The 18,710-nt window shown below is 65.2% G+C and carries 18 protein-coding genes and 2 pseudogenes; 1 reads left to right on the forward strand and 19 read right to left on the reverse strand.

Going from position 1 to position 18,710, the window contains the following annotated elements; all coding sequences use genetic code 11:
* The 13 genes from RIN79_RS02405 to RIN79_RS02465 form a co-directional block, all read right to left on the reverse strand.
* Window positions 1–1,056, reverse strand: coding sequence for a 4-oxalomesaconate tautomerase (locus tag RIN79_RS02405; RefSeq protein ID WP_309083015.1), 1,056 nt, complete (start codon window positions 1,054–1,056; stop codon window positions 1–3).
* Window positions 1,049–1,720, reverse strand: a complete 672-nt coding sequence (locus RIN79_RS02410) for a 4-carboxy-4-hydroxy-2-oxoadipate aldolase/oxaloacetate decarboxylase (protein WP_309083016.1) — start codon at window positions 1,718–1,720, stop codon at window positions 1,049–1,051. Before RIN79_RS02410 ends, RIN79_RS02405 begins: the two co-directional genes overlap by 8 nt.
* On the reverse strand, window positions 1,720–2,451 hold the full coding sequence (locus RIN79_RS02415; RefSeq protein ID WP_309083017.1) for a PIG-L deacetylase family protein: 732 nt from the start codon (window positions 2,449–2,451) through the stop codon (window positions 1,720–1,722). Before RIN79_RS02415 ends, RIN79_RS02410 begins: the two co-directional genes overlap by 1 nt.
* Before the next feature lie 11 nt (window positions 2,452–2,462).
* Window positions 2,463–3,428: a catechol 2,3-dioxygenase gene (locus RIN79_RS02420; RefSeq protein ID WP_309083018.1), complete on the reverse strand. Its 966-nt coding sequence runs from the start codon at window positions 3,426–3,428 to the stop codon at window positions 2,463–2,465.
* A gap of 53 nt (window positions 3,429–3,481) precedes the next feature.
* Window positions 3,482–4,588: a 5-methyltetrahydropteroyltriglutamate--homocysteine S-methyltransferase gene (locus RIN79_RS02425; protein ID WP_309083019.1), complete on the reverse strand. Its 1,107-nt coding sequence runs from the start codon at window positions 4,586–4,588 to the stop codon at window positions 3,482–3,484.
* A 9-nt stretch (window positions 4,589–4,597) separates the two neighbouring features.
* On the reverse strand, window positions 4,598–5,902 hold the full coding sequence (locus tag RIN79_RS02430) for a TRAP transporter large permease (protein ID WP_309083020.1): 1,305 nt from the start codon (window positions 5,900–5,902) through the stop codon (window positions 4,598–4,600).
* Window positions 5,899–6,408: a TRAP transporter small permease gene (locus RIN79_RS02435; protein WP_309083021.1), complete on the reverse strand. Its 510-nt coding sequence runs from the start codon at window positions 6,406–6,408 to the stop codon at window positions 5,899–5,901. Before RIN79_RS02435 ends, RIN79_RS02430 begins: the two co-directional genes overlap by 4 nt.
* Before the next feature lie 22 nt (window positions 6,409–6,430).
* Complete coding sequence (locus RIN79_RS02440) at window positions 6,431–7,426, reverse strand: TRAP transporter substrate-binding protein (RefSeq protein ID WP_309083022.1); 996 nt, start codon at window positions 7,424–7,426, stop codon at window positions 6,431–6,433.
* Between the two features lie 203 nt (window positions 7,427–7,629).
* Window positions 7,630–8,517: a DUF1932 domain-containing protein gene (locus RIN79_RS02445; RefSeq protein WP_309083023.1), complete on the reverse strand. Its 888-nt coding sequence runs from the start codon at window positions 8,515–8,517 to the stop codon at window positions 7,630–7,632.
* A 33-nt stretch (window positions 8,518–8,550) separates the two neighbouring features.
* Window positions 8,551–9,402 (reverse strand): formyltetrahydrofolate deformylase, encoded by an 852-nt coding sequence (gene purU, locus RIN79_RS02450; protein ID WP_309083024.1) that lies wholly within the window; start codon window positions 9,400–9,402, stop codon window positions 8,551–8,553.
* Window positions 9,403–9,408: 6 nt separating this feature from the next.
* On the reverse strand, window positions 9,409–10,296 hold the full coding sequence (locus tag RIN79_RS02455; RefSeq protein WP_309083025.1) for a methylenetetrahydrofolate reductase: 888 nt from the start codon (window positions 10,294–10,296) through the stop codon (window positions 9,409–9,411).
* Between the two features lie 140 nt (window positions 10,297–10,436).
* Complete coding sequence (locus RIN79_RS02460; protein WP_309083026.1) at window positions 10,437–11,849, reverse strand: aminomethyl transferase family protein; 1,413 nt, start codon at window positions 11,847–11,849, stop codon at window positions 10,437–10,439.
* A gap of 135 nt (window positions 11,850–11,984) precedes the next feature.
* Window positions 11,985–12,737: an IclR family transcriptional regulator gene (locus RIN79_RS02465; protein WP_309083027.1), complete on the reverse strand. Its 753-nt coding sequence runs from the start codon at window positions 12,735–12,737 to the stop codon at window positions 11,985–11,987.
* 146 nt (window positions 12,738–12,883) lie between these two features.
* Here RIN79_RS02465 and RIN79_RS02470 point away from each other — a divergent pair, with 146 nt between their 5' ends.
* Window positions 12,884–14,242, forward strand: coding sequence for an aminomethyltransferase family protein (locus RIN79_RS02470; RefSeq protein ID WP_309083028.1), 1,359 nt, complete (start codon window positions 12,884–12,886; stop codon window positions 14,240–14,242).
* Window positions 14,243–14,306: 64 nt separating this feature from the next.
* On the opposite strand, the gene RIN79_RS02475 is transcribed toward RIN79_RS02470, so the two are convergent.
* The 6 genes and pseudogenes from RIN79_RS02475 to ftsH all read right to left on the reverse strand — a co-directional run bounded on the left by RIN79_RS02475 (window position 14,307) and on the right by ftsH (window position 18,620).
* Window positions 14,307–14,675, reverse strand: a complete 369-nt coding sequence (locus RIN79_RS02475; RefSeq protein ID WP_309083029.1) for an SPW repeat protein — start codon at window positions 14,673–14,675, stop codon at window positions 14,307–14,309.
* A gap of 35 nt (window positions 14,676–14,710) precedes the next feature.
* The gene (rpoZ, locus tag RIN79_RS02480; RefSeq protein WP_309083030.1) at window positions 14,711–15,019 is read right to left on the reverse strand and encodes a DNA-directed RNA polymerase subunit omega; all 309 of its coding nucleotides are present in this window, start codon (window positions 15,017–15,019) and stop codon (window positions 14,711–14,713) included.
* Window positions 15,020–15,030: 11 nt separating this feature from the next.
* Window positions 15,031–15,510: an NADH dehydrogenase ubiquinone Fe-S protein 4 gene (locus RIN79_RS02485; protein ID WP_309083031.1), complete on the reverse strand. Its 480-nt coding sequence runs from the start codon at window positions 15,508–15,510 to the stop codon at window positions 15,031–15,033.
* Between the two features lie 57 nt (window positions 15,511–15,567).
* Window positions 15,568–16,056 carry an Hsp20/alpha crystallin family protein gene (locus tag RIN79_RS02490; protein ID WP_309083032.1) on the reverse strand — a complete coding sequence of 163 codons (489 nt, stop codon included), beginning with the start codon at window positions 16,054–16,056 and terminating at the stop codon, window positions 15,568–15,570.
* Between the two features lie 74 nt (window positions 16,057–16,130).
* Window positions 16,131–16,607 (reverse strand): annotated as a pseudogene (locus RIN79_RS02495) (Hsp20 family protein).
* 155 nt (window positions 16,608–16,762) lie between these two features.
* Window positions 16,763–18,620: pseudogene (gene ftsH, locus RIN79_RS02500) on the reverse strand (ATP-dependent zinc metalloprotease FtsH).
* Window positions 18,621–18,710: the final 90 nt, after the last annotated feature.

Here is an 18,710-nt window from a genome sequence, read left to right on the forward strand (position 1 = left end):
TCACGGAAAGACGAAACCGTCCGCAAGCTTGCGCGCCGTCCGCAGCACGCCGGCGGACTGAACCTCGCCCCTCTCGTCGAGATTGGCGATCACGGTGAATTCGCCGGTCGGGTGCTCGACCGACATGGATTTGGTGCGGCCGTCCGGAACTTTGGCGTATTTCACCGCCGGCCCGCCCGAGAGCAGGCAGGCGGTCGCGACGCTCACCGCGCCGAAGACGCCGATCGCGTCATGAACGCGATGCGGGATGAAGCTGCGCGTCGAGATCACGCCGCCCTGCCGCGCCGGGCTGACCAGCACCATCTTCGGCACGGATTTTTCCGCCACCTTGCCGAGATTCATCATCGGCCCTGCCTTGAGGCGGATGGATTCGAGCCTTGCCTTGAGCTCCGCATTCGACTCGAGCTCCTTCGGCGACTCCTCTCCGGAGACGCCGAAATCGGCCACATCGAGGATGACGCAGGGCATGCCGTTGTCGATCAGCGTCACCTCGACGCCGTCGATCACATCGACCGGCTTGCCCGAAGGCAGGAGCGCTCCGCAGGAGGAGCCGGCAGTATCTTGGAAGACGATGGGAATGGGCGCCGCGCTGCCGGGCACGCCGTCTATGCGCGCGTCGCCCGCGTAATTGACCGTGCCCCCGGGGGTGTCTACCGTCGCGACCGCGATCTGACTGGTGTTCTCCATGAAGATGCGGATATCGGTCTTGCCAGGCTTTGCCGGCACGAGCCCCCGCTCGATGGCGAAAGGGCCGACGCCGGCGAGGATGTTGCCACAATTCTGCGAGTCCGTGACGATCGCCTGGTCCACGAAAACCTGCAGAAAGAGGAAATCCACGTCGACGCCTTCCCGCTCCGAGGGCTTCACCACGGCCACCTTGGAGGTGAGCGGGTTGGCGCCCCCCAGCCCGTCGATCTGGCGCGGGTCGGGCGAGCCCATGATGCGCAGCAGCAGCGCGTCGCGCTGTTGCGGCTCCTGCGGCAGGTCGGAGGCGAGGAAATAGCCTCCTTTCGAGGTTCCTCCCCGCATCCACATCGCGCGAATGCCCTCAGACATATTTCAGGCCCTTTTCCTTCAGCCTTTCGCGCATCTTGTAGATATCGAGGCCGAGTTCGCCGGCCGCTAGGCGCTGGCGCTTGGCTTCCTCGTTCGCGACGCGCGCCTGTGAGGCTTTCAACACCTCGGCCGCCTTCTCGCGCGGCACGACGCAGACGCCGTCATCGTCGGCGACGATCACGTCGCCCGGATTGACAAGCGCGCCGGCGCAGACAACCGGAACATTGACCGAGCCTAGCGTCTCCTTCACCGTCCCCTGGGCGCAGACATAGTGCGACCAGACGGGAAAGCGCATTTTCGTAAGATCGGCGATGTCGCGGACACCGGCATCGATGACGAGGCCCTTGCAGCCGCGCGCCATGGCCGATGTGGCCAAAAGGTCGCCGAAATAGCCGGCGTCCGACGGCGAGGTGGGCGCAAGCACCAGGATATCTCCATCCTTCACCTGCTCGATTGCCACATGCAGCATCCAGTTGTCGCCGGGTGGCGCCGAGATGGTCACCGCCGATCCGGCGATCCGCGCGCCCGAATAGATCGGCCGCATATAGGAGGCGAGAAGCCCGGTGCGCCCCTGCGCCTCATGCACCGTCGCAACGCCGCATTCGGCGAGACCGGCGATCACGTCCGGCTCGGCGCGCGCGATGTTCTGGACGACGACACCCATCACAGTTCATCCACGGTTCGCGGGAAGATGGACTGGAAGGCCTCGGCATATTTGGCCTCGCGGCCGCCCGCCTGCCCGCCGGAATTGCGGCGGAACTGGTTGGCCCGGTTCTCCGCCACATTGGTGTAGTATTCCCACAGGTGCTGCTGGCCTTCCATGCATTCGATGGCGGCGCGCTTTTGCTCCCACACTTCTGTGATGTCGAGGATGGTGTCCGGCTTCCAGTTGCACTGCTCGGTCTGATGCGGCTCGAAGAGATAGAGCTGCGGCGCGCCGAGCACCTTCTCGCCCGGATTGTGGCCCCAGGCCTGCGCGATCATGCGGCATTCGAGCGCCATCCTCGTCGCGTAAGGGTGATCGGTGTTGTAGGGGTCCTCCATGGAATGGGAGAGCATGAAGGCCGGCTGCACCTTCCGGATCACGTCCACCAGCCGGTATTTCGCCTCGCGGTCCATCTCCAGCGGGTAGTCGCCGAGATCGAAGAACTGGATGTCGTGCACCCCGAGCGCCTTGGCGGCACTCTCCGCCTCGCCGCGCCGTGCCGCCTTCACGCCTTCCAGCGTCGCGCCGGAGCTCTTCCAGAGCTTGGCGCTCTCGCCGCGCTCGCCGAAGGAGAGGCAGACCACGGTGACGTCCACGCCCTTTTTCTGGTGCAGGGCGATGGCGCCGCCGCAGCGCCAGACGAAATCCGCCGAATGGGCGCTGATGACCAGGGCCGTCTTGTTGCTCATCGCTGTGCTCCTCAGGACTGCGTCGCCGGGTCGAAGGGCGGCGTCCCATGCGTGTGGAATGTCTCGATCGTCTTCATGCCCCAGGCCTGCCCTTTCCTGCGCTCGGCCTCGGTCCAGGTGATCGGCTGCCAGTCGGGCCTGAGGATCAGCCGCGCGCCGGCATTGGCGATCTCGACCCGGTTGCCGGCCGGCTCGTATGCGTAAAGGAAGAAGGTCTGCTGGATCGCGTGCTTGTGCGGGCCTGATTCGATGAAGACGCCGTTCTCCAGATAGATATCGGCCGCGCGCAGGATCTCCTCCCGCGTATCAACCGCGTAAGTGAGGTGGTGGAAGCGGCCGGAAGCGCCGTAATGGTCTTCCGTGCAGGCAAGGTCGTAGCTCTTGTTGTTGACGGTGAACCAGCAGCCGGCAAGCCGGCCATTGTCGAGCACCACCTGCTCGGTGATGCGGCTGCCGAGCGCCTCGAGCATGAAGTCGCGGATCGCGGCGACGTCTCTGGCGAGCAGGTTGATATGGTCGATGCGCCGCACGCAGGCGCCGCGCCCGTGATAGCGCTGCGCCACATTCTTCAGCGCCGGCCGCTCATGCGGCGGGGCCACATAGAGATTGGTGTCGTAATAGAGCTCAAAGACATGGCCGTCCGGGCTCTTGAAGCGATAGGCGCGGCCGTGGCCGAGGTCACCGTCCACCCAGCCGATCCCGAGCCCCATCTTCTCGATCGCGGCGACCCGGCGCTCCAGCGCTTGCGGCGAGGACGCGCGGTAGGACACGTGGCCCATGCCGGTGGTGTCGGAACGGGTCAGCTTCAGCGAATGGAATTCGTAGTCGTCCCAGCCGCGCAGATAAGCGGAGTTCTCGTCGCGCCCGCTCTCGGTCATGCCGTAGATGTTGACGAAGAAGTTCAGGCTCTCGTCGAACTTGTTCGTCAGCACCTCCACATGGCCAAGATGGGCTACGTCGAAGCAGGGTTCAGCCATCGTCTTTTTCCTTCTTCTTGTCCGCAATCACGTCCTGCGCCGCCGGGCGCGGGTCATCCGTCGATGCGGCCCCAGACCTCGCACGCCAGATCCACGCATAGCTTCAGCTTCTTCCACTGATCTTCTTCGGTGAGCACATTGCCCTCCTCCGTCGAAGCGAAGCCGCATTGCGGGCTGACGGCCAGCCATTCCAGCGGCATGACGGCGCTCGCCTCGTCGATCCGACGCAGGATCAGGTCGCGGTCCTCCAGCGCCCCCGTCTTGGTGGTGAGCAGTCCGAGCATGATCTTCTGGCCGTCCGTCTTCTTCAGCGGGCCGAAATCGCCCGAGCGGTCGTCGTCGAACTCGAGGAAGAGCGCATCCACCTTGAGCGTCGGGAAGACAAGGTCGGCGATGGCGTCGTAGCCGCCGCTCGCCACCCAGCTGGAACGTGCATTGCCGCGGCAGATATGCAGCGACAGGAGCGTGTCGTCCCGCCGTTCGGCGATCGCCTGGTTGATCACCTCCACATAGCGAGACAGCGTGGTGTCGGGGTCAAGCCCCCTCTCCTGCATATGCGCCCGGTGGCGGGGATCGACGAAATAGCTCATCACCGGATCGTCGAGCTGGATATAGCGGCAGCCGGCCTCCTCCAGCGCGCGTATCTCGGCCCGGTAGAAAGCGACGACATCGGACCAGAAGGCGTCGATGTCCGGATAGGCGGCCGGATCGGCCACGCCGTCCCCGGCATGGAAATGCAGCCGGCTCGGCGAAGGGATGGTGATCTTCGGCGTCACCTTGGTGAGCGCGGCCAGGTCGCGGAAATCCGCCGCCATCACCGGCTCCCGCCAGACGATGCGCTCCCGCGCCGTCACATTGAGCGGCACGTGCCGGTTGCCCGCAAAGCTCTCCGACACCGCCGGCTGCTCGATCGAGATGCCGGGGATTGCCCGCGCGAAATCGATCCACCAATTCTCGCGCCGCACCTCGCCGTCGGTGACGGAGAGGAGCCCGATCTCCTCCTGCCGGCGCACCATCTCGCCGATCGCCTCGTTTTCGGCAGCGCGCAATTCGTCGCGGCCGATCTCGCCGTTACGCCAGCGGCGGCGCGCGGCCTGCACCGAAGGCGGGCGGAGGAGACTGCCCACCTGGTCCGCGCGGAAGAACGGTCGTTTGGCCAATTCGCCCTCCTATCCGATCATCGTGTTGGGCAGATAGAGCGCGATCTGCGGGAAGAGCACCAGGATGATGACGGCAAGCAGCATCACGAACCAGAATGGCGCCACGCCGATAAAGATGTCGCGCAGCGGCACATTGGGCGCCACAGACTTGACGATGAACACATTGACGCCCACCGGCGGGCTGATCAGCCCCATTTCCAGCGTGATGACGACGAGGACGCCGAACCAGATCGGGTCGAAGCCGAGTGCCATGACCGCCGGAAAGAAGATGGGCATGGTCAGCACCAGCATGGCGAAGCCCTCGAGGAAGAGCCCCAGCACCATGTAGCAGGCCAGGATGAGGGCGAGCACCGCCGTCGTGCCGATATCGAGCCCGGTCAGGAATCCGGCCACCTCATGCGGTATGCGGCTCAGCGCGAGGAACGGGTTCAGCAGGTGTGCCGAGATCAGGATCAGCATCACCGTGGCCGTGGTGACGATGGAATCGCGCAGCGCTCGATAAAGCGCGTCGGGTTTCAGCTGCCCGGTCAGGACACCGAAGAGGATCACCAGCCCCGCGCCGACCGCCGCCGCCTCCACAGGCGAGAAGAAGCCAAGATAGATGCCGCCGATGGTCAAAAGCACGATGATCAGGATCGGGATGGCGCCCGCCAGCGCCGCCGACTTCTGCTTGAGGCTCGTGCGCGGGCCCGGCGGGCCGTAATCGGGCCACAGATAGGACAGCGCCGTGATCAGGATGATGAACATGACGAGCAGCATCAGACCGGGCAGGACGCCCGCCAGGAAAAGACGCCCGATCGATTGCTGCGTGAGGATGGCGTAGACGACGAAGCCGGTCGAGGGCGGGATCAGGATGCCGAGGGTGCCGCCCGCGGCCACCGCGCCCGTCGACAGCTTCGGGCTGTAGTTGAACCGCTCCATTTCCCCGAGCGAGACGCGCCCCATTGTCAGCGCCGACGCGACCGACGACCCGCAGAGCGCGGCAAAGCCGCCGCAGCCAATGATGGTGGCGGAGGCGAGGCCGCCCTTGATGGAGCCGATCAGCGCATAGGCCGCATCATAGAGCCGGCGGCTCATGCCGCTCTCTGTCGCCACATTGCCCATCAGGATGAAGAGCGGCACCACGATCAGTTCGGCGCTGGAGGCGAGCGTGAAGGTTTCGCTCGCCAGCAGGTTCAAGGCGTTGCTAGGGCTGGAGAGAATGGAGACGCCAACGAGCCCAACCGTGAACATGGCGAAGGCGACCGGCACGCGCAGCGCGAACAGCACGAAAAGGACAACAAGGCCCAGGAGGCCGATGGCCGTCGTGCTCACAGCATCGCCTCCTTGCGCTCCTCGCGGATGCCGCCGACGAGGATGAGCTCGATGCCGCGCAGCAGCATGGTTAGCGAGGTGAGGACCGAGAAGGCGGCGAGCGCCCACTGGAACCAGGCTTTTGGAAGGTGGATGATGTTGGTGGCGAGGTTGAGCATCAGCGAAAGCTGCGCCGACTGGATCACTTTCCAGGCGATGGCGGCGAACAGCACGGCGCCAAGGAAGGCCACGGCGATATCGATCGCCTGATTAAGGCGCGGCGGGAAGGAGTTCTCGAAGATGTCGATGGCGATATGCCCGCCCTGGCGGCTGCAATAGGCCATGCCACCGAACACGATGATCACCATCCCCATCTGGCCGAGATCCTGCGCTCCGCGCAGCGGCGCGCCGAAATAGCGCCCGATCACGTCAAACAGGATGATGGCCGTGACGAGCGCCAGCGCGGCGCTCCCCAGGATGTTGGCCAGGCCGATCAGCCTGTCCACGAGCTTGCGCAAGGCCATCATCGGATCGCTTGGCCGGGCCGGCTCAGTTCTTCGCCACCATTGCGTCGAGGATCTCCTGGGCGTCCATATCGGCGATCAGCTTCTCGCGCAGATTGTCGGCGATCTCCTTGAACGGGGCGATCTCCTCCTCCGTCAGGTCGATCACGTTGTTGTTGGTGTCCGCGCGCACAGTCTCCATCGTGCGCTCGGCGGAGGCGTTCCACCCTTCCTCACCCTTCTGCGAAAGGCCGCGTCCGGTATGCTTGTCCAGGATGGCCTTGTGCTCGTCGCTAAGCCCGTCATAGCGCGCCTGGTTCATCACCAGATAGAACAGGATATGGCCGAGCGGCGCCCCCACCGTGTAGGAGTTCGCCACCTCGTCCAGCTTGAAATCGTTGATCGCGCTGGCGCCGGTGACGATGCCGTCGATCAGCCCGGTCTGCAGGGCGTTGTACATCTCGCCCGCCGGCATCTGCACCGGCGTGGCGCCGAGCGCCTCCACCAGCGCGCCAGGCACGGAGCCGGAAACACGGATGCGCAAGCCCCTGAGATCCTCGGGTTTGCGGATCTCGCGGTCCTTCATGATGAAGATGCTGGGTTCGGAAACCCAGAGCGCCAGCGGGCGCGTGCCGGGGAATTCGCCGGCGAGATGCTGCTCGAAGGCGTTCCAGAGCATGTCGTAGCCGGTCACGCCCTCGGGGATGGCGCCGGGCATCTCGACAATCATGGATTTGGGAAATTGCGAGGAGGTGTAGCCGGCGAGGCCCCAGGTGATGTCGGCGACGCCCTGGACGGCGCGCACATACTGCTCCATGGGCCCGGCGCCCAGTTCGCCGGCCGGATAGACGCGGATGGTCAGATCGCCGCCGCTGTCGGCCTCCACGCCTTTGGCGAGCGGCTCCACGACCGAAGCCGTGACGACGTGGCTCGGCGCAACGAAATGCGCGAGCGACAGTTCCTCGGCCATTGCGACCGCCGGCGCCGAGATGCTCGAAGCCAGCATGAGCAAACCGATCGAATGCTTCAGAAGAGCGTTCATCAATTCCTCCCAAACAGCGGCGCTGCCGGTCGGCCGTTCAGCCCCCTGCAGTCCTTCCGGATTGTTAGTCCCGAGCCTGCTGCTCGGCCAATTCGAACTCTGCCGCCGGGATAAGTTTCTCCTACAGATGCCTATAGCAACCTCAGCTCAGACCCTTGGAAATCATGGCTGATGTGGCCTCGGTCCGGACTGATGCGGATCGCTCACCCCTCGCGCTCGCCGAGCGCCTCGGAGACCAGGGCCGCCAGTTCGGCGGGCTCCTTGCCGGCGCGGATGGGAAGCTGCCTTTCTCCCACGGCACTCTGCAGCTCGGCGATCGCCGCGGCCAGCGCCTCCCCTTCCGGCAGGCCGAGTTCCCTCATGGCGAGCGCCGACTCGCGCATCTCCGCTGCGCGCCTGACCCCGTGCGTCGCCACGCGCTCGAACTGGTAGCCGACGAAGCGCTCCCATTCGAACTGCGGGAAGGACTTGGCGAGCGAGGCGAAAACGCGGTCCAGGCACCCCGCCCTGTGCGCAGCCACCATGGCCTGGACGGTGATGGCCTCCAGCCCCTTCACGAACAGGCTGCGCACCATCTTGATCGTGGCGGCCATGCCCGTTTCGGCGCCTACGAACTCTAAATCGAAGCCGAGCTTCGCGAAGAGATCCAGCAGATCTCGATCGAACTCGCCCGCTACCAGGACCGGCGAGCGGTGGCCGCGCGGATGGACCGGCGACATGACGGCCATGTCCACATAGACGGCGCCCCTGGGGGCGAGGAGTGCCGCGGTCTGCCGCTTCACCCCTGCGGAAACCGAATTGATGTCGATATAGACTTGGCCAGGGCGAAGCGCCTGATCTACCGACTTGGCGGCCGCCAGGCTGGAAGCCGCGGTCACGGCGGCGATCACCCAGTCGGCCGCTGCGACCGCTTCGGCGACCGTAGGCTCCATCCTCACGCCGGCCTGTTCGGCGGCGGCGAGGATGCCGGCCTCCTTCTCCGTCCCGAGTAGGATATCATAAGCGGAGAAAGTGAGAGTTGAGTCCTTTTCGCGCAGCGTTCCGGCGAAAGCGCGCGCCGCCTCTCCGAACCCGATGAATGCGATATGCATGGCCTGCCCTCCCCGACCCGGCAGCCCGCGTCGTTATTCCGGAAAGACGATGGTCTTGCTGCCGTTGATAAGCACCCGGTCGTCGAGATGATAGCGCACGGCGCGGGCGAGCACACGCCGTTCGATGTCGCGTCCCTTGCGCACGAGGTCGTCCGGCGTGTCGAGATGGCTGATCCGCTCGACATCCTGTTCGATGATCGGACCCTCGTCGAGATCGCCGGTGACGTAATGGGCCGTGGCCCCGATCAGCTTCACCCCGCGCTCGAAGGCCTGATGGTAGGGCTTTGCGCCCTTGAAGCCCGGCAGGAAGGAATGGTGGATGTTGATGCAGCGGCCGCTGAGCTCCGCCGCCATCTCGTCGGATAGGATCTGCATGTAGCGGGCGAGCACGATGAGGTCTGCCCCGGTCTCCTCGATCACGCGCTTGAGTTCTTGCTCCTGCTCAGCCTTCGTCTCCTTCATGATCGGCAGATGCCAGAAGGGCAGGTCGCTGAGCATGATGTTGCTGTAGGTCTCGCGCGGATAATTTGAGACAATGCCCGCCACGTCCATGGCGAGTTCGCCCGAGCGCCAGCGATAGAGCAGGTCGACAAGGCAGTGGTCGAAGCGCGACACGAGGATCAGCACGCGGCGCCGCGCATCGTGGTCCCTCAGCGACCATGTCATTCCGAACCGCTCGGCGACCGGCGAGAGGGCCGCGCGGAAGTTTTCCTCATGCTGGCCGCCGCCCCTGAAGAGGATGCGCGTGAAGAACTGACCGGTCGGGGTGTCACCGAACTGCTGCAGGTCCTGGATGTCCCCGCCGCCCTCGAAGATCGCCGTCGAGACTGCCGAGACGATCCCGGGCCGATCGCGGCAGAATGCGGTGAGCACAAAGGAGGTCATGGCCGTTTATCCGTGCTGCGCGGCGAAATTCCTGATCCACTCCGCCGTCGCCTTGACGCCCCCGAACGGGTAGAAATGGAGCGTCACGCTTCCGTGCACCTTCGGATCGAGCCCGGCGGCGAGATCATGGATGATCGGGTCGGGACCGGCGGTGTTGAGCAGTTTCGTGATCGACAGGCCGTATTTCGACATCACCTTGGCGGAGGCGCCGACGCCGCAGCGCGCCGCAAAGCGCAGCAGCGTCTTCACGCTCGCGGGGCCCGCCACGCCGATGCGCACATTGGAGTCGACGCCTTCCTCGCGCAGCCGCTCGAGCCAGGTGAAGACCGGCTCGGCATCGAAGCCGAACTGCGTCGTGATCTCGCACTCGTGGCCAAGGCCCCCGAGGATGCGGTGCTTCTCCTTGACCGCCGCCCAGAGCTTCTCTTCGGAGATGTCCGGATGGCCTTCCGGATATCCGGAGATGCCGACGCGCCTGATCCCGTGCTCCGCAAGCAGGCCCGTCCTTATGATGGCAAGCGCGTCCTCATAGGGACCTTCGGGCTGCGGCGGGTCGCCCGCCACTACAAAGGCGCTGTCGATCCCCGCCTCGTTTTTCAGCCGAGACAGGAAGCCCTTGAGTTCCGCCTCGGATTTTAGGCGCCGGGCGGAAACGTGGGAGACGGGCCGGAAGCCAAGCTGGCGCACCTTCGCGGCGGCTGCGACACGTGCGTCGACCTCCTCGCCGGGCAGGAAGGTGACCGATACGGAGGTTCCGGGCACCAGAAGCGGTGCAGCTTCCTCCAGGCCCTTCCCGTCCTTCGCGGTGATCTCAATCGAGTATCCCTTGAGCAAGCCGGCGGCCTCGCCGGCGGGCTGTTCGCCCCTTCCTATGCTCCGCGCAAACAATGTCATCAACATCTCCAGAAGCTTGAGAGAGCAAGGTGCCTGCGTCCGCCCTCGTGGAGCACGGCGAGACACGACGGTTTCTTTTCGGGTTGCGACGCCCGCGCCGGCCGAAGGGACCGACGCCCTCCGGCCTGGACGGCGTTTTGCTATGCGCTCGGGCCGCCTGCCGCGCGCCAGCCACCCTCGACATAGGTCTTGCGAACGGTCTCCACATAGGGGACCGGGCTCACGATGGCGCGAATCTCCATCTGCCTGTGCGGCTCGACGGTCGGCTTGGCCGTGCCGCCATTCTCCTCGCCCCACACGAAGATCACTTCCTGGCCCGGCTGGGCATACTCCTCCTCGAGGATAGCCAGCGTCAGCATCTTGCGCTCGTTCGAGCTGTAGCCGACCCAGGTGGAGATGCCGACGGTCTTGCCGTTGCCGGTGATCACCTTGTCATAAGGGTGCATGGAATAGACCGCGGACGGGAATTCCATGAACTTGCCGCGCCCGTCGCCCTTTTCCAGCTGCGAGGCGAAGACGCGGATGACGTCCTCGTTCTCCAGCGCGAGCGTCACCTTCTTGCGGTGCGGCTGCTTGGCGCGCGCTTCGAGCGCCTCGCGTCCGATGAAGTCGTGATCGAATTTCAGCACATGGCCGTAACCCAGATCCCAGGGCGTCAGGTAGTAATCCTCGATATTGCCGGAGGCGAAGCTGCCACCGATCGAGGCCTTGGCCTCGTAGCTGTCTTCCGTCAGCCACTCGCGGAAAGCCTTCATGCTCTCGCCCGTGTAGACGGCGGGAAGCGGCGATGGGACCCACCCGGATTCCAGCGTGTTGGAGGAATAGGCGCGGCCGCCCACCTGCAGCAGCCCGAATTCCTCGCCGGCCTTCACGAGCGCCTCGCGCACGGCCTCGCCTTCCGCCCAGGGGCCAAAGAGCTCGTAGCCCGGCTGGCCTGCCATGCCGTGGCGCAGCGCCCGCACCTTCTTGCCGGCGATCTCGATGGTCGTCATGTTGAAGAATTTCAGTTCCGGCGCCGGACGGCCCGTCGCCTTTTCCACCACCTTGACCGCGTTCGGCCCCTGCACCTGGAAGCGGTAGGACTTGCGGTTGAACGGATCGGGCCGCGCGGCCGACCGCTCGTCGAGCTCCACCTTGACGTCGTAGCCGCCGGTCTCCGCATGGAAGCGGACCCAGTTCAGCGCGGGGATGCGGCCGACGAGGTTGAAGCTGTTCTCGGCCAGATGGAACAGGATCACGTCGCCGATGACGTATCCGTCATAGCTGCATGGAACGAACTGCTTGGCCTTGTCGACGGTGAAATTGGCAAAGCTGTTGATGCCCAGATGCGACAGGAGCTTCAGCGCATCCGGCCCTTCCACCGCCAGATCCGCCATGTGGTAGGACTGGTTGAACAAGACGCAGGTCTTCTGCCAGGCCGCCTGCTCGTCACGCCAGTTGGTGAATTCAGGCGGGACGCCCGGATAGACGTTCGGTCCGGTCTTCTGGTTGCGGAGAAGTTTTGCCGGATTGCCGCTCTCCCGCAGCAGGTCCTCGAGACTGCGCTTTGCCATTCGACGCTTCCTCCCAGGTGGAGTGCAATTTCATGTATATGTAATTCCACACTCATGAAACACAGTGGAAGGCGCCCTGTCAAGCGCGGCACGGCAGAGCTGTGCGCCCGCCGGAAGAACCAGGTTGAGAAGGCCCTAGGCCGCCTCGGTTTCCCGGCAGCTCATCTCATCGATGATGCGGTTGATCTCTCCCGAGACCGTTTTCTCGGTGGATTGCTCGAAGCGGGGGGACGGGATGGCGACGCTGACGCTGTATTGGGTATCCAGCGCCACGCCGATGCCCATGACGCCGATCGTGTGTTCCTCCCGCGACAGCGCATAGCCGCGCGCTGCCGTAAGGCGCAGGTCGTAGCGCAGCTTCTGTTCGTCGGCCAGCGTATGCGGCGTGAAGCGCGTGCGCGGCACCTTCGCAAGATAGGCGTCGAGCTCATCCCTCGGCATGGCGGCCAGCAGCGCCTTTCCGGAGGCGAAGCTGTACATGGGCACGCGCATCCCCCGCTGTGGGGTGAAGCGCAATGCGTGGCTCGACAATTCGACTTCGACCACCTCGACGTCGTTATCGCGCCGGATGAAGAGCGAGGCCGTCTCGCCGGTCGCGCGCGCGACGGCGCGCACCATGGCAGCCCTTCGCTCGGTAAGGCTCGGCGGATTGCCGGACGCCACCCGCGCCAGCGCCGGCCCGATGACATAGGAGCGGTCGGGAGCGGGAGCGAGCCAGTTGCGGCTGACGAGCGTGGTGAGGAGATAGGAAAGACTGCTTTCGGGAATGCCCGTCGCGCGGCTGATCTCGCGCGCCGTGGCCGCGCCGCGGCGAGAGACCTGCTCAAGGATATCCATCGCGCGGGCCGCCGACTTGACAGAGGCGGAGGACTTGTCTTTCATCATCATGTAATTTCAAGTACGTGAAAACGAGGAAACGGTCAATTCGCCCGCGGATTGCGACGCCACCTTTCCGCTGGCGGATTCGCCGCCATCTGCGACCAGGATCTGCACCGTAGCGGGATGGCTGGCGACGGCAAGTCCGGGAGGAAAGAATGGCCGCGGATAACCTCGAGCAGAAGATCGCGGAGGCAGGCTCCCCGGTGCGGATGATGCGCAGTTCGCAGATGGGCGCCTATGTCTATCCTATACAGGCGGAATTCTCCAACTGGCGCGACGAGCAGAAGGCCTGGCGCGAAACCGCCGTCCTCTTCGACCAGTCCGTCCACATGACGGACGTGTATTTCGAGGGGCCGGATCTGCTGCGCCTCCTTTCCGACCTCGGCGTCAACAGCTTCAGGAACTTCGGCCCCAACAAGGCGAAGCAGTATGTCCCCTGCAGCCATGACGGCTATGTGATCGGCGACGCCATCCTTTTCTGCCTTGCGGAGGACCGGGCGAGCCTGGTCGGCCGGCCGCCGGTGATGAACTGGGTGGAGTTCCAGGCCAGGACCGGCGGCTATGACGTGGCGGTGGACCGCGACGAGCGCGCCGTCGCCAACCGGAGGGGCCGCAGGACCTACCGCTACCAGCTCCAGGGGCCGAACGCCTGGAAAATCCTTGAGAAGCTGAATGGCGGACCGCTCCCGGAGATGAAATTCTTTGGCATGGGCGAGATCAGCATCGCCGGTCGCAAGGTGCGCTGCCTGAAGCACGGCATGGCCGGCGAGCCGGGGCTGGAGTTCTGGGGGCCTTCCGAGGAAGGGCCGGAGATCCGCGCGGCCGTGCTGGAGGCGGGCGCCGAGTTCGGGCTGCGGCCTTCCGGCTTCCGCGCCTATTCCACCAGCGTGCTGGAAGCGGGCTGGATACCTTCGCCCATGCCGGCGATCTATTCCGGCGACAAGATGAAGGCCTATCGGGAATGGCTGCCGGCCGACGGCTTCGAAGCCATGTCCTCGCTCGGCGGCAGCTTCTATTCGGACAATGTGGAGGACTATTATCTCACGCCCTGGGACCTGGGCTACGGCCATGTGGTGAAGTTCGACCATGATTTCATCGGCCGCGCGGCGCTGGAGGAGAAGGCGAAGGGGCCGCACCGCAGGAAGGTGACCCTCGTCTGGAACGACGAGGACGTCATCCGCATCTGCCTCCTCGGCAAGGGCGAACCGGGCAAATATCTGGAGATGCCGGCCTCCCACTATGCCACCCTGCCCTATGACAAGGTGTCGATCGGTGGCGAGATCGTCGGCCTCTCCACCTATTCCGGCTACAATGCCAATGAGCGCGCCTGGCTATCGCTCGCCATGATCGACGAGCGCCATGCCGAACCCGGCACCAAGGTCGTCCTGACCTGGGGTGAGGAGGACGGCGGCACGCCACGGCCCGTCGTCGAGCGCCATGTGCAGATGGAAGTGCGCGCCACCGTCGCGCCCTGCCCCTATTCGGCGGTGGCGCGGGAGAGCTACCGGAGCTGAAGATACTTTCCCGCAGGGAACCGGCGGGAGTGCCGGACTGGCCGGCACTCCGCTGGCGGACCGCTCAGGCCGTCGAGACGGTGCGGTCATGCGAGTGCCAGAGTTCGGCCCCCGCGAGGATGGCCACGATCGCGCCGATCACGACATGGGTCATTGCGGCCCCGCTGAGGTCTGAGAAGCCGAGCGCCCACGGCGCGGCGATCGCCCAGATGCCGGCCACGAGGCTCAGCCATTCCTGCCACGGATCGAAAGCCGCCAGCGCCCAGATGGCGAGGATCGCGATGATCGCGCCGATGACCCAGGCGTTCCAGGCGGCTGCCGCCGTGCCGGTGAAACCGACCATCCACGGGCTGAGCGCGAGGCAAAGGCCGGCAATCACCTTGGCAGCATCGAGGACCATGTCCATCGAGCTATTCGTCACGTTCTTCCACATGGTTCGTCTCCTTTCCAGTCTGACAAGCGCCTCCCTCAATGGGAAGCGATCGCGGCGGCAGCCTTTCCGCCGCCGCGAAGCTCTGCAAAATCGTCCGAAACGGGCAGGCTGTCGGGCTTGTCCTCGGCCTGCGCGCGGCCGGTCAGGAGGTCATGGAGTTCCTCCTCCCGCCAGCTGCCCGCTGCGATCTCCCGCATGGCGATCTCCACATTCGTAGAGCCGTCAGCCGAAACGAGCGGCTCCGCGCCGCGATTGAGCGCGCGCGTGCGCGCGGCGGCGGCCACCGCCAGCAGGAAGCGGTTGCCCATGAACCGCTCGCATTCGAAAGGCAGGAACACGTTCATGCTGCACCTCCTCAGGCGGCCCGGCGCGGCAGGTCCTCCGGCGCGGCCGGTTCCGCCGTGCGGCTTGCAACCTCGGCCAAGGCAGGGAGTGAGGTTTCAATCTGCAATGCCTTCCGCGGACGGATCGCGGGCGATTGGGCCGGCCGCCGGTCAGCTCTGCCGAGCACCGAATAGGCAAGCCCCTGCCGCTCGGCATAGGCGATGGCCGCGTTGAGCGTGGGGAAGCTCAATTCCACCTGCACGAGCGTGTCGCGTCCGCCCGTCCATCCCATCAGCGGCTCGACGAAGGGCGGCGTGCGCCGCTCGAAGGTAAGGCGCCACCCGCCGGTCCCGCCGCGCGCCAAGGTCATCACCGACCGGGCCGGCTTCCAGATGCGTGCGACCGCGTCTTCCGCGAACAGCGAGCGTCCCATGGAAAGGGCCGGCGCTGCCGGCTGGTTGTCATTCGCCGCCGAAGCGGGAGCCGGGACCGCAAAATTCTTCACGATCATCTGCGCTCTCCTGCGATCAAGGACCGGGCGCGGCCAGTGACGGCCGGCCCAGCAAAGTCAGCTTCTGCCGTTGATCGCGATGCGCTTTGCCTTGCTCTGCGCGCGCTCACTCTTGGGCAGCGTCACGGTGAGCAGGCCGTTCTTGAAATGGGCATTCACCCTGTCCTCATCGATCTCGACGCCAAGTGGAATGCGCCGCTCGAAGCGCCCATAGAAGCGCTCGCTGAACTGGCGGTCCTTATCCTCGGTCTCCGCCCGCTTCTCGCCGCGCAGCGCCAGCACGCCGTCCTGGAGCAGGACTTCGATGTCCTTCTCGTCGAGCCCGGGCACCTCGGCGGTGATCTTGATGTCGCGGTCGGTCTCGCTCACCTCGAGGGACGGCCAGGTCGCGAAGGACGACAAGCTGCCGAAGGAAGTCGGCATGTTGAAGCCGCGGAATGCCTCGTCGAACAGGCGGTTCACCTCCCTGTGCAGGTCCAGGAAGGGATTGACGGCGGGCGTCTGGCTGTTGCCGCGCCCCCACGGTATGAGATCACGAATGGTCATGGTCGTTCCTCCTTTCCGGTATCTGCCAGGCGGACGCCGGCCTGGCCGGCGCCGCCATGATCTGCCGAGCAGGGTCAGGCAGCCTGCTTCTGGCCCTCGATCTGCATCGTCTTGTTGGAAGCGGGGAGAGCGTCCGCGAGCTGCACCTGGATGCGCCGCGGCTTCATCTCCTCGGGGAGTTCCCGCTTCAGGTCGATGATCAGCAGGCCGTTGTTCAGGCTGGCATTCACCACCTCGACATAGTCGGCCAGTTCGAAGCGGCGGACGAAGGAGCGGGTGGCGATGCCGCGATGGACATAGTCGCCGCTATCCTCGGCCGATTTGCTGCCGCTCACGACCAGCATGTTGGGTTGGTAGGTGATGTCCAGCTCGTCGGGCATGAAGCCCGCCACGGCCATCTTGACCTAGTAGCTGTCATCACCGGTCTTGACGATGTCGTAGGGCGGCCAGTTGTCGATGGGCTCGACAGTGCTGGCGCGTTCAAGCAGGTCGAAGACCCGATCGAAGCCGATGCTCGACCGGAACAGGGGAGAGAAGTCCAGAGTCCTCATAGTCCACATCCTCCTTTGAGCAACATGGATACGAAGCGTCCGGGACATGTGTCCCGTATGTCGGCCCCTCATGGGCGCCGACACCGATGAGATAGGAAGAAATGCCTAGAATTCAAGAGGTTGGACCGGCAAGCTTGGGCGAAGAAGCTCGGGTACTAGGCGGACGGACTTGCGGCGAAAACCCGGTCCGCAGGCGATTTCGGCCTGACGCCGGTCAGTTCCTTGAGATCCGCCTCGTCCAGTGTCTCCTTGTCCAGCAGCCTCTGCGCCGTGGCATCGAGCACCGGGCGGCGCTCGCGCAGGAGCTCGACCGTGCGGGCGAAGGCGCTGTCCACGATGCGCCGCACCTCCTCGTCCACGGTGGCCGCGGTCTCGTCGGAGAAATCGCGCTCGCGCGGGCCGCCGGCCATTGGATTGGGCGTCAGGAAGCTCCGCTGGTCCTTTTCCAGGGCCACGTGACCCAGCTTCTCCGACATCCCGTAGCGCGTGACCATTGCGCGGGCGATGTCGGTGACCTTGGCGAGATCGTCGGCCGCGCCGGTGGACAGATGACCGAAGACGATCCATTCCGCCGCCCGGCCGCCGAGAAGGACGGCCATCTTGTTCTCCAGCTCCTCGCGCGTCATCAGGAAGCGGTCTTCCGTCGGCCGCTGGATCGTATAGCCGAGCGCGCCGACGCCGCGCGGGATGATCGACACTTTGTGGACGGGATCGACGCCCGGCAGCGCCAGCGCCACCAGCGCATGACCCATTTCGTGATAGGCGACGATCTCGCGCTCGCGCGGATTGAGCAGCCGGTTGCGCTTTTCGAGCCCCGCGATGATACGCTCCACCGCGTTGTTGAAGTCCTTCCATGCTGACCGCGTCCGCACCCCGCCTCGTGGCAAGCAGCGTCGCCTCGTTGACGAGATTGGCCAGGTCCGCGCCGGTGAAGCCGGGCGTCAGCGCGGCGACCTTCTCGGCGTCCACGTCCGGTGCCAGCTTGGCCTTTTTCATATGCACGTTGAGGATCTGGATGCGGCCGATCCGGTCCGGCCGGTCAACGAGGATCTGCCGGTCGAAGCGGCCGGCGCGCAAAAGGGCCGGATCGAGAATCTCCGGCCTGTTCGTCGCCCCGAGCAGGACGAGGCCGGCGGCCGAATCGAATCCGTCCATCTCGACGAGGAGCTGGTTCAAGGTCTGCTCCTTCTCGTCGTGGCCGCCGGCGAGCGGGCCGATGCCACGGGCCCGGCCGAGGGCATCCAGCTCATCGATGAAGATGATGGCCGGGGCCTTTGCACGCGCCTGCTCGAAGAGGTCCCGCACCCGCGCTGCGCCGACGCCCACGAACATCTCGACGAATTCGGGGCCGGAGATGGAGAAGAAGGGGACGCGGGCCTCGCCGGCCACCGCTTTGGCGAGAAGCGTCTTGCCCGTGCCGGGGGGACCTACGAGCAGGATGCCCTTCGGCATGCGGCCGCCAAGCCTGCCGTATTCGCCGGGATTCTTCAGGAAGGCGACGATCTCCTTCAGCTCTTCCTTTGCCTCGTCAACGCCCGCCACATCCTCGAAGCGGACGCCGGTATCATGCTCGACATAGATTTTCGCCTTGCTCCGGCCGATCTGCATCAGCCCGCCGCCGAAGCCAGCGCTCATGCGCCTGAGCAGGAACATCCAGACGCCGATGAAGAGCGCGACGGGGATCACCCAGGAGAGGATGTTGCTGATCAGCCTGCTCTCGACCTCGCCGGAATAGCGCACGCCGTAGCGCTGCAGCTCCTCGGCGATCTGCGGATCGACGCGGGTGGTAACGAACTGCGTCTGGCCGCTGGAAAGGGGCTCCTTGAAGCGCCCCTGCATGAACTGGTCCGAGACGGCCACCTCGGCGATCCTGCCCTCGCGCAGATACTGCTCGAATTCGCTATAGGCGATGGGCGCGATCTGCTGGCTGGCCGTATAGAGATACTGGAAAATAAAGAGGCCGATAAAGGCAGCGATCCAGTACCAGATGTTGAACTGCGTCTGCTTGGTCATGCCTCGTCCCCGTGGCGCGCTTCACCTTCACTCCGACCAATATAGGTGTCCGACGCGGGAGGGCGAAGCGGGGCAGTTGGGCTCCCATCG

The organism is Chelativorans sp. (genome assembly GCF_031180965.1).
Lineage (GTDB): Bacteria > Pseudomonadota > Alphaproteobacteria > Rhizobiales > Rhizobiaceae > Chelativorans.